This is a genomic window from Vibrio sp. B1-2, assembly GCF_963888445.1.
Lineage (GTDB): Bacteria > Pseudomonadota > Gammaproteobacteria > Enterobacterales > Vibrionaceae > Vibrio > Vibrio anguillarum.
The window spans coordinates 44,567-60,113 of record NZ_CAWPJH010000002.1 but is presented as its reverse complement, the minus strand read 5'-3'; the positions used below and the strand labels follow the sequence as shown (position 1 = coordinate 60,113).

15 protein-coding genes are annotated in these 15,547 nt (G+C 39.7%); all 15 read left to right on the top strand.

Annotation, left to right across the window (positions count from 1 at the left end):
• Nucleotides 1-645 precede the first annotated feature (645 nt).
• Entirely contained in the window at nt 646-1,578 is a 933-nt protein-coding gene (locus tag AACQ75_RS00965) for a HipA domain-containing protein (RefSeq protein ID WP_170889282.1), read from the top strand.
• Entirely contained in the window at nt 1,568-2,257 is a 690-nt protein-coding gene (locus AACQ75_RS00960; protein WP_170889281.1) for an HIRAN domain-containing protein, read from the top strand. The genes AACQ75_RS00965 and AACQ75_RS00960 overlap by 11 nt, the downstream gene beginning before the upstream one ends.
• Nucleotides 2,258-3,413: 1,156 nt before the next feature.
• The gene (locus AACQ75_RS00955; protein WP_170889280.1) at nt 3,414-4,004 is read left to right on the top strand and encodes a TRADD-N-associated membrane domain-containing protein; all 591 of its coding nucleotides are present in this window, start codon (nt 3,414-3,416) and stop codon (nt 4,002-4,004) included.
• 157 nt (nt 4,005-4,161) lie between these two features.
• On the top strand, nt 4,162-4,785 hold the full coding sequence (locus AACQ75_RS00950; protein ID WP_064626866.1) for a DUF1349 domain-containing protein: 624 nt from the start codon (nt 4,162-4,164) through the stop codon (nt 4,783-4,785).
• Between the two features lie 162 nt (nt 4,786-4,947).
• Complete coding sequence (locus tag AACQ75_RS00945; protein ID WP_170889279.1) at nt 4,948-5,352, top strand: GNAT family N-acetyltransferase; 405 nt, start codon at nt 4,948-4,950, stop codon at nt 5,350-5,352.
• Between the two features lie 1,163 nt (nt 5,353-6,515).
• Nucleotides 6,516-7,031 (top strand): ClbS/DfsB family four-helix bundle protein, encoded by a 516-nt coding sequence (locus AACQ75_RS00940; protein WP_170889278.1) that lies wholly within the window; start codon nt 6,516-6,518, stop codon nt 7,029-7,031.
• A 159-nt stretch (nt 7,032-7,190) separates the two neighbouring features.
• On the top strand, nt 7,191-7,850 hold the full coding sequence (locus AACQ75_RS00935; RefSeq protein WP_170889277.1) for a hypothetical protein: 660 nt from the start codon (nt 7,191-7,193) through the stop codon (nt 7,848-7,850).
• A 614-nt stretch (nt 7,851-8,464) separates the two neighbouring features.
• Entirely contained in the window at nt 8,465-9,232 is a 768-nt protein-coding gene (locus AACQ75_RS00930; RefSeq protein WP_170889276.1) for a DUF3800 domain-containing protein, read from the top strand.
• A 76-nt stretch (nt 9,233-9,308) separates the two neighbouring features.
• On the top strand, nt 9,309-9,587 hold the full coding sequence (locus AACQ75_RS00925) for a hypothetical protein (RefSeq protein WP_170889237.1): 279 nt from the start codon (nt 9,309-9,311) through the stop codon (nt 9,585-9,587).
• An 813-nt stretch (nt 9,588-10,400) separates the two neighbouring features.
• A complete protein-coding gene (locus AACQ75_RS00920) occupies nt 10,401-10,991 on the top strand; it encodes a hypothetical protein (RefSeq protein ID WP_170889275.1) in 591 nt (196 codons plus the stop codon).
• A gap of 247 nt (nt 10,992-11,238) precedes the next feature.
• A complete protein-coding gene (locus AACQ75_RS00915) occupies nt 11,239-11,679 on the top strand; it encodes a TM2 domain-containing protein (RefSeq protein ID WP_017046221.1) in 441 nt (146 codons plus the stop codon).
• Between the two features lie 1,217 nt (nt 11,680-12,896).
• Entirely contained in the window at nt 12,897-13,217 is a 321-nt protein-coding gene (locus AACQ75_RS00910; RefSeq protein WP_170889274.1) for a hypothetical protein, read from the top strand.
• Nucleotides 13,207-13,698 (top strand): hypothetical protein, encoded by a 492-nt coding sequence (locus AACQ75_RS00905; RefSeq protein WP_170889273.1) that lies wholly within the window; start codon nt 13,207-13,209, stop codon nt 13,696-13,698. The genes AACQ75_RS00910 and AACQ75_RS00905 overlap by 11 nt, the downstream gene beginning before the upstream one ends.
• A 219-nt stretch (nt 13,699-13,917) precedes the next feature.
• The gene (locus AACQ75_RS00900; protein WP_026028227.1) at nt 13,918-14,208 is read left to right on the top strand and encodes a YkgJ family cysteine cluster protein; all 291 of its coding nucleotides are present in this window, start codon (nt 13,918-13,920) and stop codon (nt 14,206-14,208) included.
• Between the two features lie 182 nt (nt 14,209-14,390).
• Nucleotides 14,391-15,494 (top strand): hypothetical protein, encoded by a 1,104-nt coding sequence (locus AACQ75_RS00895; protein ID WP_170889272.1) that lies wholly within the window; start codon nt 14,391-14,393, stop codon nt 15,492-15,494.
• Nucleotides 15,495-15,547 lie beyond the last annotated feature (53 nt).

The following is a 15,547-nucleotide window of genomic DNA, read 5'->3' as shown; positions in this document are numbered from 1 at the left end:
GCCGGGCGTTATGCAACTCAGGTAAATTTAGGGGCTCAATCGTTTGGGATTTCTCCGGCCATTCGTTTTGTTTTGTCGGCAAATGAGCATTTTTACCCTCAGATTCGTGGTTAACTCAAACCGTAAAACAGGCAAGGTTCTTTGTTTGCCTCAATCAGTTTTAGCGCTAGCGTGTTGTGAATTTAGCAGGTGCAAAGTGTGGAAAGGGCAAGTTTTTCGAGCATTTCGCATTTGCTGAAAGTCTTGCTTGTTGAGTTTGTCTCATTCAAAAGCTTGGTTTGTTGTTGAACTGTGGACTTTGTTTTGGCGGCTTATTTATCTCGGCTCCTACTTGGGTTGGTTCTTGAATCACTCAACCATTGCAATTGTGGCTTTTGGTCGTGTAAATTCAGTTTATCTCATTGAATTTGCATAACAAACGGCTCAAGAGGGATTGCCAACGCGTGGCGACTTTAGTACAAAATTGAAGTTCAGTGATTACGGTGTGTTTTTTGAGTTTGGTAATGCGTTGTCAACCCCTTAGCCGGGCGTTAAGCAACTTAATCACGCTCATTAGGAAAAACTATTAACTGTATGTATATCCATGTGATATGGTGGGTTTGTATTTTGGTTTTTAATTGATTTAGTGATATTGAGAGGCTTGAGGTGGTAAAGGTAATCGATGTTACAGATTGGATTGGAGATGAGCACAATGCAATATTTCCAGTCGGTGCACGAGACAAGGAAATGTTATGGTCTCCTGAAAATCAAGTCGAGGGTCTTAAGCCTAGTTGGCCTTACTTGTTTAAGGAGTCAATTTATCGCTATGAAGACCAGTATTGGACTGAGTTAGTAGCATACATAGTGTCTAAGTATTTGCAAGTTGATGTACCAAAGGTTTTTCCAGCGATTAAAAATACTGAAGACGGTATTGTATGTGGTTCACTTATTGAATGGTTTTATGATGTGGATAGTGAGCGATTTGTTCATGCTGGTTCATACTTTAAGAGAATTATCCCTGACTTTGATGATAAAACAGGCAAGCAGCATAACTTTTCTGATATGAATATTTTTATTCGTGGTCTTGCTATCCAATCTGGGTTAGTGACCGAACGAGTCAAGTGGTTATCAGATATGGCGCTGTTCGATGCATTGGTCGGTAACACAGATAGACATCAAGAAAACTGGGGAGTGGTTTTCCAAAGTGATGAAAAGTCGCGTTTAAGTCCACTTTTTGACAATGGAACATCACTTGGACACGAGCGTTTCTTGGATAAAATTCAAGGTTGGGATGACAATCGTTTAAAAGCTTATGTACAGCGTGGTTGTCATCACTTACGGTTTAACAGAGAAAATACCAAACAAAGGATTAAGCATTTTGAGCTAGTTGATGTAATGTCAGCAGCAAGTAAATATACACAAGTATATATGCAGCAAAAGCTTGATACGCTAGATTTAAAAGGTATGCTTGCAGAGATCGAAGATCTAACCAAAATCGATATAGAAGTTCCGTTCACTCAAGAAAGGTTTGACTGGATCAAAAGAAATCTCGTAATGAGACTAGAGTTACTGAAAGAAGAAGTAAAAAATGATGATTGAAAACTCAATACATGTGAACACTTTGTTTTTGACATGGCAGTCAAATCGGGATCGTAACCAACGATACCTTGTTGGTGCTTTGAAAAAGCTAGAAAGTGGTTTTGAGTTTTCGTATTTAACCGAAACGCAAGACTACTCTGACGCTTTAGAACAGGGTTTTTTAGGTTACCCTGCCTTTCCTTTGAATAAAGGATCATTTACTAATGATGTCATGACAACTTTTATGAAAAGGCTACCACCTCGTTCTCGTCGTGACTTTACAAAATACTTAGTTAATCATCACTTACCAGTAGATTTTAATGGTAGTGATTTTGACCTTATAGCACATACTGGTATCCAGTTGCCTAGTGATGGCTTCGATTTAATTCCTAACTTAGAAGAAGCTGATATTCCATTTGAATATTTAATGGAAGTTGCAGGTACAAGATACTATTTGAGCTTTGAAGAATCAGGCGAGATCCTGCTCGGTTCTAAAGTAGATTTGCATTGTGAGAATGAAAATGAATTTGATTGTAATGCAGTAGCTATGTTCGTCAATCAAATAAAAATAGGTTATGTGAATAAATTGTTTTGCCAGACGGTTAGAAAACTAATGGATCGTGATTTGAACTGTTACGTAGCACAAGTCTCCGGCACAGCTGAACGTCCGCTTATATACGTCATGTTATCTGCGAAGTAGACTATATGGCAAAAGTTGCTTAACAAAGCATTTAAGAGTGATTCCCAACGCTTGACATTTTTATGTCATCGTTGGGTTTTGTGTTTCTGGCGCATTGGTTAAGTGTTGCGGTAGCGTTGCTTACACCTTAATGCGGCGTTAGGCAAAGTGAGTTTTTATCAGCTAAATCAAGTTGAAATTGAACGGTAAATCCCATGTTCTGATGGTTGAACTTAAGCAATAAACAATCATCATATATTTGTTGTTTCTTGATCGCGTTGGGTTGTTTAGCGTTGTGAATTCAGCGGCAAAATAACCTTCAGTATCCAAACGTCCGCCGAGCATGCTACGCTCGTCACTTTTCTTCCAAACCGCTCAATTTGAGTTTTTTGTTTCTTTGCTGATTCAGAATTTTGGTTTATAAATTAATCGGTTAGTTGGTTTCAAGTTTACAAAAAAGCTCGTTCTTTGGTTTTGAAAGTATCGTTGTCAATCGGTTGGCCTAACAAACGGCTCAAGAGGGATTGTCAACGCGTGGCGGCTTTAGTGCAAAATTGAAGTTCAGCGTTTACAGTATGTTTTTTGAGTTCGGCGGTGCGTTGTCAACCCCTTAGCCGGGCGTTATGCAACTCAGGGAAATTTAGGGGATCAATCTTTTTAGATTTTTCCGGCCATTCGTTTTGTATTGTCGGCAAATGAGCATTTTTACCCTCAAATTCGTTGTTTACTCAAGCCGTAAAACAGGCAAGATTCTTTGTTTGCCTCAATCAGTTTTGGCGCTGGCTTGTTGTCAAATCAGCGTGCACAAAGTGTGGAAAAGGCAAGTTTATCGAGCATTTTGTACTTGCTGAAGTTTTCGCTCGTTGAGTCTTCCTGATTCAAAAGCTTGGTTTGTTGTTGAAAGGTGGACTTTGTTTTGGCGGCTTATTTATCAAGGTTCAGGCTTTGGCTGATTCTTGGTTCACTTAACCAATGTTTTGGTTGTTTTCTTAATCAAATGTAGTGTAACTTCTGGTTTATCTTATTGAATTTGCATAACAAAGCATTTAAGACGGATTCGCAACGCTTGGCGGTTTTAGTGTAAATTCAGTTTTTTCGATTTAAGTGGTTTGTCGAAGCATTGGTGCTTAGCGTTGCTCACCACTTAATGCGGCGTTAGCCGAAAGGAGGATCTACTGTGTCGATAGAAGTAACATTGTTGACAACTGTATTAGCTAATGCGCTTGGTTCAAGTGGATTAGCTGAATCATTGGTTAAGCTCTTTAAGGAAAAACTTGATAAAAAAACCATTGATGACTCAGGTTCAGATGAAATAACCGCAGCCGAACCAAAAAGGCTGTACTTGGCAGGGGATCAGGAATCAAAAATAGTCAATGAAGCAGCTATTGAAGCTTTAGACGAAACCTATATGTTCACTGCTGGAATTGCCGCTGAAAGGATGAGGCAAGCAAAAGCTGCATTTAACATTGCGCTAACACTTATGATTGTTGGAGTTTTGATTATCTTTGCTGGTGTCGCACTATTGTATTTTAAAGAAGGTATCGAACAGGGGTTAATTACTGTTGTGGTGGGTGCAGTTTCGGAGATTCTTAGTGTCATTGTGTTCGGTTTTAACAGAGAAACAAACAATCGTTTAGATGACTTGAGAAAAGATATGTCAGTTATAGAAACAGCTAGAGTGGGCTTGTCTTTTGCAAAGCAAATTGAGAATCAGGAAAAAAGAGATAACGCTATTTCTGAATTATCACTCAAAATCCAAGGCGGCTAACAAACGCTTCAAGAGGGACAGCCAACGCGCGGCATTTTTACTATGCGTTGGTTTTTGTGATTACGGTGTTATGCGGAAAGTTAGTAGTAGCGTTGGCTGCCCCTTAAGCGGGCGTTATGTGAATATGTGGGTTTTGTGAACAACAAAGAGATTGATAATGGTAAATTTTACTTTTGGGAAGTGGGTTTCTGAACCGAAAGTCAGTGAAGTCACTTCCGAGTTTGTTTCGATAACAACCGAGCCGAAAACTGATTTTTGGCAACGTTCTTATTATGGATTTCGTAATGAAAATGCCCCTGCACTATTGATTGATTCAAAAGATAATTTCACCTTTACAGCTAAGGTAAGTTTTACTTATCAAGAGCTGTTTGATCAATGTGGATTGATCATTTATCTCGATAATGAAAATTGGTTTAAAGCTTCGATAGAGTACGAAAATCAATCATTTTCTAGGCTGGGTAGTGTAGTTACAAATTTAGGGTATTCAGATTGGGCAACCACCGATATCCCGCTTCCTAAAGAGATTTGGTATCGTTTAAGTCGTAGAGGGCCAGATTTTCTTATCGAATCCTCGTTTGATGGCTTGGTTTTTAACCAGATGCGTATCTTTCACTTACATCAGTTGGGAGAGACTACGATAGAAATGGGTAAATGTAATCCCCCCTTGCCGACACAAAAAGTGGTCAGTTTTGGAGTTTATGCGTGCAGTCCTTCAGAATCATCGTTTACAGCAAAATTTACCGAAATGAGCCTGGAGCCTTGTAAATGGTTAGCTCACTAGGCTCAAATTCACATAACAAACGCTTCAAGAGGGACAGCCAACGCGTGGCATTTTTATTATGCGTTGGTTTTTGTGATTATGGTGTTATGCGGAAAGTTGGTAGTGGCGTTGTCTGCCCCTTAAGCGGGCGTTATAAGCAAATTCAGCCCCAGAGGATGAAAAATGGAAATCGAGTACAAAGTAAACCATCCAATCTCAGTTGAACAATTCGTGAGTTTACTGAAGAAAACTTCATTGGGTGAGCGTCGTCCTTTGGATAATGAGTCAACTATTCAGGGTATGCTCGACAACTCTAATTTAATTGTGTCCGCATGGCTGAACGGTCAACTTGTCGGTGTGGCTCGCTCAGTGACAGATTTTCATTATTGTTGCTATCTGTCTGATTTAGCCGTTGATGAAAGCGTTCAATCCAATGGTATAGGTAAATATCTGATCTTAGTGACTAAAGAAGAGTTGAGCCAAAGCTGTAAATTGGTTTTACTGTCAGCGCCGAAAGCGCAAGGTTATTATCCGAAAATTGGTTTTGAAGCTCATAATAGTGCATGGGTTTTGTCTAGTTCTGAATAGTTGAACATCAATTAAATCAAGGTTTTATTTGCTTATAACAAACGGCTCAAGAGGGATTGCCAACGCGTGGCGACTTTAGTGCAAAATTGCAGTTCAGTGTTTAAGTGTGTTTTTTGAGTTCGGCGGTGCGTTGTCAACCCCTTAGCCGGGCGTTATGCTTAATCACTCAAAATCAGTGGTTTATGGTTTTTCTTTGTTCCCTCGGCTGATTGTTTTTGTGTTTATCGGCAAGTTGGCTTCAGTGGGCGCTGTTTTCCGGACACTTATTCTTTGGCGCTGAAAATTCAGAGCGTTGCCTCAATCAATTCTCGGGCAAGCGGAAGTTAGGGCGGTTGGTTCAATCAGCAATTTGATCTTAGATTTTTGAGTTTTGACAGCCAAAGTTCAAAGTCTGTTTTTCAAAATTATGAGTCATTTCGGTTTTCTACGTTTTGTTTTTTGTTTATGAATCAAAGTCGAGTTAATCTTGGTTCAGGTAAAACGTAAGTTATTGAAGCTTAAGCATAACAAAGCGTTAAAGCGGGACTTGGCACGCGTGGTATTTTCAATTTGCGTTGGGTTTAGTGGTTAAGGTGCTATGCAGCAACTTTTGTATTGCGTGCCTGCGCCCCTTAACGCGGCGTTATGCAACTCAGGTAAATTTAGGGGTTCAATCTTTTGGATTTCTCCGGCCATTCGTTTGGTGTTGTCGGCAAATGAGCATTTTTACCCTAAAATTCGTGGTTAACTCAAGCCGTAAAACAGGCAAAGTTCTTTGTTTGCCTCAATCAGTTTTGGTGCTGGTTTGTTGTGAATTTAGCGTGCGCAAAGTGTGGAAAGTGCAAGTTTATCGATCGTTTTGCACTTGCTGAATTTTTCGCCCGTTGAACTTGTCTGTTCCAAAAGCTTGGTTTGTTGTTGAAAGGTGGGCTTTGTTTTGGCGGCTTATTTATTACAGTTCTGGCTTGAGTTGGTTCTTGAATCACTCAACCATTGCAATGGTGGCTTTTGGTCGTGTACATTCAGTTTATCTCATTGAATTTGCATAACAAACGGCTCAAGAGGGATTGCCAACGCTTGGCGGTTTTAGTGCAAAATTGAAATTCAGAGTTTACAGTGTGTTTTTTAAGTCCGGCGGTGCGTTGTCAACCCCTTAGCCGGGCGTTATGTGAATGGAGGAAACTATGTCATCAGTTCCACAATCAAAAGATGAGTTACTCGTCGCCATCAACTCGATATTTCCCAAACTTGTGGACGATTATCGGATTGTTCCAGAATCATTATCACGTAAGTGTGAAATTGAAGGTAATGTAAAAGGAACACAAATTAGCATTTGTGACACTGTAGCTTATCTTGTGGGTTGGGGAAAGTTGGTCTTGAAATGGCATAGTTTGAAGTCTCAAGGTTTACCAGTAGATTTCCCTGATACTGGTTATAAATGGAATCAACTTGGTTTATTGGCAGTCAGTTTTCACGATCAGTACAGTGACTGGAAATACGAAGACTTACTCAAGGAGTTGGACTTAACCATTAACGAGCTTATCTATCTAGTTTCAAGCTTAGACAATGAAGAATTGTATGAAACGGTATGGTATGAAAAGTGGACGTTGGGTCGAATGATTCAGTTCAATACATCATCACCAATGAAAAATATGCGCACTAAAGTTAGACGATTTAATAAAAACAACGAGTTACAGTGAACAATTCACATAACAAACGGTTAAAGAGGGACTGCCAACGCGTGGCGGATTTTATTCAAATCGGCCTTTGTGATTACGGTTGTTATTTTGAGCCCAGTGTTTTTGCGTTGTCAGCCCCTTAACCGGGCGTTAGCTGATTAATCAAGTATTGTGGACGAAATGGATAAAAACAAATCAGTAGGAGAGAAACTTTTTTCAGAGTTTCTTAAGCAAGCCAAGTTTCCCTCGGAATCAGTTATATACGATCCTGAATGGATAGTTGTTGAAGCACCAAGGAGGCATTATAGACCTGACTTTCTGATCATTGAACCAAAACAAAAAGAGGTGATAGGAGCCATCGAGGTTAAAGACTGCCATGTGTCTGGTGCCGGTAGCCTTTTATATAAAAACCTTGATCTATATCGAAAAGCTATAAACAGAGAGCATATTCCTATTTATGTTGTTGCTCTACCGCCAGATAGCAGTGATATAGAAATATATGGTTTTGATGAGAATCACGAGCTCAGTAAAATAGACCCTTCTCTTTTTCCTACGTATGATGCTTTTTGCAATCAATCATCTATAGAGAGGAAAGGGAGTTTAGAAAATAAAACAAATAAGGTAGCTAACTCGTTTAAGACTACTACCAACATATTGGCTTCTGTATCATTTTTTATTGTAATCGCAGATTTTGTCTTGGAGTTGTATGGTATAAAGCTTTTAAGCACGGAGAGGTTAGCGCTTGTTGGTGGTTCAATCGCATTATTGCTAATGCCATATGTACAAAAATTTAAAGGCTTAGGTGTTGAGTGGGAAAGGGAGAAAAGTGAGCCTAAATAGAGATGCTAAAATCAGCTAACAAACAATTTAAGAGTGATTCAGCACGCTTGGTATTTTCGGTTTGAGCTTAGTTTAGTGAGTAAGGTGTTCAAATTTAGTGTCGTGGTCGCGTGCTTCACACCTTAATTGGGCGTTAGGCAAAGTGAGTTTTTATCAGCTAAGTCGAGTTTGAGTTGAACGGTAAATGCCATGTTTTCTAGCTTAAGTTAAGCAATAAATAATCATCACATATTTGTTGTTTCTTGATCGCGTTGGGTTGCTTAGCGCTGTAAATTCATCGGCAAAATAACCTTCAGCATCCAAACGTCCGCCGAGCATGCTACGCTCGTCACTTTTCTTCCAAACTGCTAAATTTGAGTTTTTTGTTTCTTTTCTGAGTTAGAGTTTTGTTTTATAAATTAATGGTTACTTTGTTTCAAGTCTACAAACAAGCTCGTTCTTTAGTTTTGAAAGTGTCGTTGTCAATCTGTTGGCCTAACAAACGGCTCAAGAGGGATTGCCAACGCTTGGCGGTTTTAGTGCAAAATTGAAGCTCAGTGTTTACAGTGTGTTTTTTAAGTTCGGCGATGCGTTGTCAACCCCTTAGCCGGGCGTTATATTTCTAAGGAGGATCGATGGACTTTTTAGTGTTTGGAGATGAAAGTGGCACTACAGGTAGTGATCGCTGTTATTCCATCAGTCTGTTGTGTGTTCCTAAAGATAAAATTAGCGAGTTCAATGACTATGTACTAAAACTCAAAACCAAGCGAGGCATTGTCGGTGAACTTAAGTGGTCAAAAATCAAGAATAGCTCTGGGCAAGCAAATATTTGTGTTGATCTACTTTCAATGGTTTTGCGTAGTTCATGCTGTTTTCATTCAATAATCGTCGACAAATCAATTTACAAAAACTGGCGAACAGACCGCGAAAGAGCTTTTTACCAAACATATACTTATTTGCTCAAAAATACCGCAAAACATGTTGGCTCAGAACTAACAGTTTTGATTGACCAAAAGTGTGATAAGTACAAAAAGCATGATGAGGTTATAGGTATTGTTGCTAATAATATGCTTTCTCAAATAGGGGCAAATAAGACTATTAAAAGTGTGGCAATGCATGATTCAAAGGTACATTGTGGACTGCAGGTGGTTGATATTCTGACTGGTGCAGTTAATTCGGGTTACATGAAATTTCTAAATCCGAGTTTAACCTTTTCACGTGCAAAAGAAGCTGCATTTGTAAAAATGGCAGCAATGTTGGGTTGGGACAAATTGCATTACGATACCTTTCCCAATAAAGATTTCAACATTTGGCATTTCCCCAGTGAAAATCGAGCTGTTCCTGCGACAAAAGAAATTGTAGTGAACTTAGGTATCTCACCTGTAGAAGAAAACGAAATATAACAAACGGCTCAAGAGGGATTGCCAACGCGTGGCGACTTTAGTGCAAAATTGAAGTTCAGCGTTTACAGTGTATTTTTTGAGTTCAGCTATGCGTTGTCAACCCCTTAGCCGGGCGTTAGTTGCCAGCGGTAAAAATGCAGCTAAATCAGAATGTTTAGGGCTAATGTATCGTGCAATTTTACTCCTTTTTGTAGCTGAGTGTGGTTTGCTGAAATTGTGTTCGATTTTTAGTGTTGTGGTTTTGTTTTGTTTTGCCGTTTCAGACGCAAATGTACTTGTTGAAAGTCAGCTTTGTGGCATTGTCTTTCCAAAAGATTTTTTTGGTGCTTTTAGCCAGTTTTCTGCGGCGTTGTAAGTTCCAAGTGGTTTCAGTGGCAGTCGCTTTGAAACTGCGCCTGAATTGAGTTTTTCAAAGTGCTGAAAAACGGCGTTGGCAAAGTGGAAATAAACTGGAAATCAAAGGTTTAGAATGGCAACTAACAAAGCGTTTAAGGCAGATTCGCAACGCTCGGCATTTTTGGTTTGCTTTGAATTTAGTGTTTACGGCACAATGGTTTAAGTTAGGTGGCAATGTTGCTCACTACTTAACGCGGCGTTAGCTGGGGTTAAGAAAAATCATAAAATTAAGCGCTTATTTTTCTTAGTCAGATGCTCTAGCTTTACACCTGAAAGTCAGCACTTTTCCGCGTATCTCGCCAGTGGCACTGTTCGTGAAGTGCTTGAGCTAACCGAAGCCTGTTTACGGGAAGTGGTGTGTTTGTTTATTTCTTTGGCGTGGCTTCTTTGGTTTTGAAGCTCTTTCACGCTTAAGTTGATTTCGCGCACTTGGTTGTTGGCTTCTTCGAAAGGATTCTTTGTAAATTTAAGCCCTAGAAACTCGTCAAGTTTTGCTGTTATTTCTTCTTTGCCAAGTGCGTTTCGTGGATTAGGTTTTAGTTTCTCAGTTGTCCGTTTTACTTTGCTGCTTGAAAACAATAATGTGTTTTAAATTAGGCCGTTGGGTAGCAAATCTCCGGCTAAAGTGCAGCAGCTAACAAACGGCTCAAGAGGGATTGCCAACGCGTGGCGACTTTAGTGCAAAATTGAAGTTCAGTGTTTACGGTGTGTTTTTTGAGTTCGGCTATGCGTTATCAACCCCTTAGCCGGGCGTTATAAAAAAGGAGTAAATATGCCATTTTCGGTTATACGGGAAGAAAATCCAGAGCAAAAGATTAGTGAATATATTAGTGCGGTGTCTAGGAAGCTTCCATTAGAACGTTTCCAACATGAAGCAGCTTATGTAAATGCATTCTTGGGAGCAATAGAAGGAACTCTGGAATTAAACAAAGATAAAGAACTCGAGTTTCGATTTATTGGCACTGTTGTGAATGACCGTGGACCCAAGTCGGCAGAGAAACGATTCGGCGCAGATTTTTCATTAGTATTCACTGATGGGTTAGTAGAGAAAGCTATATTGAGTCAGGCTAAAAATGCTCCCGTAACGAATTTGTCTAAGCGAGAAGCACAACGTCTGAATGAACAATGTGAAAAGATGGATAGGCATTCAAGTGATTGGGTTGTGTTTGAGATGCCTGAGAAATCAGGAGGTATTCCTACAGTTTGTTTTTTGCTAGATGGCGACATTAAAAATATGCCTATTGATGAATATATAACTACATATGTTATCGGATGTATCCATGGCGATAGGCGAGAAGAATTTGTTAGTTCAGTTACCAAAAGTGATTTGGCAGGGTTAGAATTAGTGCTGCGATCGCGTTAAAATTTTTATAACAAAGCATTTAAGACGGATTCTCAACGCTTGGCAATTTCAGCTTAGGTCAGCTTCAGTGCTAAATGTGGCAAGGTTTAAGGTTGGGTGGTCGCGTTGTTCACCACTTAATGCGGCGTTAAACGTCGTTATAGTTCGGTGGTTATAATTTTTTATTTAATTACCAGTATGAATTTATAGACATATACATCCTCTTTGGTAAGAATACTTCATTCTTAACTATCTGAGGCATAAGTAAATGAAAGGTACCATCATCGATTTTAATGAGTTGGATCGAACTGGATTAATCTCGGGCGAAGACGGCATTCGCTATCCACTCAATATTAATGAATGGAAGGCAGGGCAGCTTCCTAAATCAGGAATGGCTGTAGACTTTTCTGTTGAAAATGATGAAGCGAAAGCTATTTATCTGATATCTACAAGCGTAGGTTCCTCAAAGAAAATTGCTGCTGCTCTGCTTGCTTTTTTCTTTGGAGCGCTAGGCGCTCATAAATTTTATTTAGGGTATACCAAACAAGGTTTAATAATGCTGCTGGCATTCTTATTTGGTTTTGTATTGCTTGGATTGCCTTCAATAGTCATAGGTGTTATTGCTTTTGTTGAGTTTATTATTTATCTCACTAAATCAGATGAAGATTTTGAAAAAACATATGTGACGGGACGTAAGGATTGGTTCTAATATACTGATGTAATTACGTTTAACAAGCGGCTCAAGAGGGATTGCCAACGCTTGGCGACTTTAGTGCAAAATTGAAGTTCAGGGGTTACGGTGTGTTTTTTGAGTTCGGCGGTGCGTCGTCAACCCCTTAGCCGGGCGTTATGCAACTCAGGTAATTTTAGGGGTTCAATCTTTTGGATTTCTCCGGCCATTCGTTTTGTGTTGTCGGCAAATGAGCACTTTTACCCTCAAATCCGTGGTTCACTCAAGCCGTAAAACAGCTAAGGTTCTTTGTTTGCCTCAATCAATTTTAGCGCTGGTTCGTTGCCAATTCAGCGGGCGCAAAGTGTGGAAAGGGCAAGTTTATCGAGCGTTTTACAGTTGCTGAAAGTCTTGCTTGTTGAGTTTGTCTCATTCAAAAGCTTGGTTTGTTGTTGAAAGGTGGACTTTGTTTTGGCGGCTGATTTATCACAGTTCTTGCTTGGGTTGATTCTTGAATCACTCAACCATTGCAATGGTGGCTTTTGAACGAGTAAAGTTAGTTTATCTTATTGAATTTGCATAACAAACGGCTCAAGAGGGATTGCCAACGCGTGGCGACTTTAGTGCAAAATTGAAGTTCAGTGTTTACAGTGGTTTTTTGAGTTCGGCGGTGCGTTGTCAACCCCTTAGCCGGGCGTTATGCAACTCAGGTAAATTTAGGGATTTAATCTTTGGGAATTCTCTGGCCATTTGTTTTGTGTTGTCGGCAAATGAGCATTTTTACCCTCAAATTCTTGGTTAACTTAAACCGTAAAACAGGCAAATTTCTTTGTTTGCCTCAATTGGTTTTAGCGTTGGCGCGTTGTCAGTTTAACGGGTGCAAAGTGTGGAAAGGGCAAGTTAATCGATCATTTCGCATTTGCTGAAAGTCTTGCTCGGTGAGTTTGTCTCATTCAAAAGTTTGGTTTGTCGTTGAAAGGTGGACTTTGTTTTGGCGGTTTATTTATCACGGTTCAGGCTTTGGCTGATTCTTGGTTCACTTAACCAATATTTAGATTGTTTTCTTAATCAAATGTAGTGTAACTTCTGGTTTATCTTATTGAATTTGCATAACAAAGCATTTAAGACGGATTCGCAACGCTTGGCGGTTTTAGTGTAAATTCAGTTTTTGTGTTTTAAGTGGTTTGTCGAGGCGTTGGTGTTTAGCGTCGCTCACCACTTAATGCGGCGTTATACAAATAAAAGGAGGTAATTCGATGCGTCTTTATGTAAAAGATCGTCAGACAGGGAAGAAAACATACATTCAAAATACGGCTAAGTCGCGCATAGAACTAGCTCAAAAGTTAGGCTCTAATCGCTTAAAGGTTAATGACAAGGTCTATTCTGTTAATTCGGTTACGGCGGAATCTGACAATAAGACAGCTCCAGCCATGGCTATTGGTGGAGTTATTGGAGTTTTGGGTGGAGTTCCTGGAGTATTACTTGGCGGGTTAATTGGCGGTTTGCTCGGGAAAAGTAACGATGATGAAGATACTAAAAAGGTAAACGAATTTAATGGGAGTCATCATGTTTCCTAAATTCAACCTTCGACTAGTCGGTGTCCTTATCATCTTAGTCATAATAGCTGTTACCTACATTACTGATCAGAAATATTATAATGACACTATACGCTCAGTCTTAGAATGGAAGCATTTAAATATAAGTATTTGGTTTGGTTGTTTCATCTGTTTCGTATTGCATTATCTATCAGCTAAGAGCTCGAATGCCGAGTATGCAGGGCTTATATATAAGCAATTTGGTATTTTTGCTGATTCAGCTTTTGCTGCAATTACTTATGGTTTGGCGATGACAACATCTGCGTCGATTTTAAAAGGTGTGTATGTTCAACAGTTTTTCGGCGATGTCGTGTATTTTAACCATTTCGAATCCCTAGATATTTATTCAATGCTAGTTGTATGTTTGTTTTTATTAGGGTATTCATTTTGGTCTTGCACTCGTGCTGCTTGGGAGGCAATTATTTTTAGTAGCGCAGAAAAAGCCGAGGCTGTATACGACTAATTATCTGTATAACAAGGCATTTAAGAGTGATTCTCAACGCTTGGCATTTTTCATTCCATCGTTGGGTTCCGTGTTTACGGTGGTATGGTTAGGTTTCGTGGTAGCGTTGCTCACACCTTAATGCGGCGTTATGGCTCCCAAATTGAGTTGGTCACGAATGTCGATAAATTGGTTCAAATTGGAGTACCATTCTGTGATTACACTGATTTGAAGAACACGATGACAATTCCAATTAAAAATGTATCTAGTACGGAAATTTCTTGCTCAAACTGTCAGGCTTGTTGCTGTCGTTTAGAGGTCATGATCATTACAGATACCGGTGTGCCAGAGCAACACATTGCTTTCGACCAATGGGGTGGGGAAACCATGCTACGTTTGGCGGATGGTTGGTGCTCAGCTTTAGACCGAGAAACATTCATGTGCACGATTTATGAGAATCGACCTTGGATTTGTCGAGAGTTTGAAATGGGCTCTTATGAATGTCGAGATGAAAGGTCAGATTTACCTTGAAAGTTTTGTTCGATAAATCAGAGAGTTGTTAGCCATAACAAACGGTTAAAGAGGGACTGCCAACGCGTGGCGGTTTGTGTTCAAATCGGCCTTTGTGATTACGGTGGTTATTTGGAGTTCAGTGGTTTGCGTTGTCAGCCCCTTAACCGGGCGTTATGTGGCATTCGGCAAGTGAGGACAAAATGGCGAAGAATAAAGATATACAGTTTATTAAACCTTGCAGAAGAACAGATGAAGGCCATAGGGAGCTTACTCCGGAATATGCCTTAGAGTGTTTCATGCAGGGTAAGGTTGTCCAAATAAATCTAGATAACTGCTCATTACAACGAATGGAGATGCTGCAAGAAGATTCTACAATAAAGGATGTAGAGCGAGTTGGGTTATTGCCATTAGCTAAGATTCTTGAAGTCGCTCCTTTTATTAGTCTTACCGCTATGGGCGTTAATGAGATGCCTGACAAACATGTAGCAAAATCAATGCGCGCCTATCAATTGTTCTGCAAAAAGTTTTGGCCTAGCCATAAGGACGATAAAGAGGCAACATTTAGAAGTTTTGATGAGTCTTCCATTGATAGAAAAGTAGAGTTTAGAAAACTCCCGGATGGCGCAAGATGCGTTTATGGGACTTCATATATTACCATGCTGCAAGTTCAAAATATCAAACTAAATCATGCAGACAAATCCCCAGAGGAGCAATTTGAGCTATATATCTATAGCATGATTACCATGCTAGATGTATTGAGTGCATTTGATATGGAAATTGCCAAGTACTGCTTTTGGTCTCCTACTTCTAATGAGATTAATCAACTCCCTGAATCAGTGCAACAACGAAGAAGGGATATTAAGAAGAACTTTGCAAAGGTAGGCTCAGAACTTGATAAGTGTAAATGGTTAGCTTTCGATGCGGCAATGGATATTCATTGGCTCTGTGGCTCGAACTATGCGGAAGATCTTGGAGTGACACTTAGCATCGATGGTCGTGAGTTTATGATAGATAACTGGGTCGGTACGAATGACCATAAACTTTTCAACATTTGCAAAGATATTCATTGGGTTTTCAGCCAAGGCTCAAACATGAAATTATTGGCGGTCACTAGGGAGGATGAGCTGTATGGTTATCCATACTGGAAGTTCGTAGACCAGAAAACTGAAGATATAATGAAGTACCGAAGAGCTAAAGGGTATAACGATATGGATAACTTGCTAAGAAGAGTTGATGATTCAGTTGCCTATATCGAAGGAGAGCTGAACGCCTACTTTAATAAAGTCTATATACCAGCCACATAACAAACTGTTTAAGAGTGATTCGCAACGCGTGGCACTTTTGCTATGCGTCGGTT

Coding starts and splice junctions, on each gene's coding strand:
- AACQ75_RS00940 (WP_170889278.1), top strand. CDS start 6,516: ATGTCATCAGTTCCACAATCAAAAGATGAGTTACTCGTCGCCATCAAC.
- AACQ75_RS00910 (WP_170889274.1), top strand. CDS start 12,897: ATGCGTCTTTATGTAAAAGATCGTCAGACAGGGAAGAAAACATACATT.
- AACQ75_RS00915 (WP_017046221.1), top strand. CDS start 11,239: ATGAAAGGTACCATCATCGATTTTAATGAGTTGGATCGAACTGGATTA.
- AACQ75_RS00930 (WP_170889276.1), top strand. CDS start 8,465: ATGGACTTTTTAGTGTTTGGAGATGAAAGTGGCACTACAGGTAGTGAT.
- AACQ75_RS00900 (WP_026028227.1), top strand. CDS start 13,918: ATGACAATTCCAATTAAAAATGTATCTAGTACGGAAATTTCTTGCTCA.
- AACQ75_RS00935 (WP_170889277.1), top strand. CDS start 7,191: ATGGATAAAAACAAATCAGTAGGAGAGAAACTTTTTTCAGAGTTTCTT.
- AACQ75_RS00950 (WP_064626866.1), top strand. CDS start 4,162: ATGGTAAATTTTACTTTTGGGAAGTGGGTTTCTGAACCGAAAGTCAGT.
- AACQ75_RS00920 (WP_170889275.1), top strand. CDS start 10,401: ATGCCATTTTCGGTTATACGGGAAGAAAATCCAGAGCAAAAGATTAGT.
- AACQ75_RS00905 (WP_170889273.1), top strand. CDS start 13,207: ATGTTTCCTAAATTCAACCTTCGACTAGTCGGTGTCCTTATCATCTTA.
- AACQ75_RS00895 (WP_170889272.1), top strand. CDS start 14,391: ATGGCGAAGAATAAAGATATACAGTTTATTAAACCTTGCAGAAGAACA.
- AACQ75_RS00945 (WP_170889279.1), top strand. CDS start 4,948: ATGGAAATCGAGTACAAAGTAAACCATCCAATCTCAGTTGAACAATTC.
- AACQ75_RS00960 (WP_170889281.1), top strand. CDS start 1,568: ATGATGATTGAAAACTCAATACATGTGAACACTTTGTTTTTGACATGG.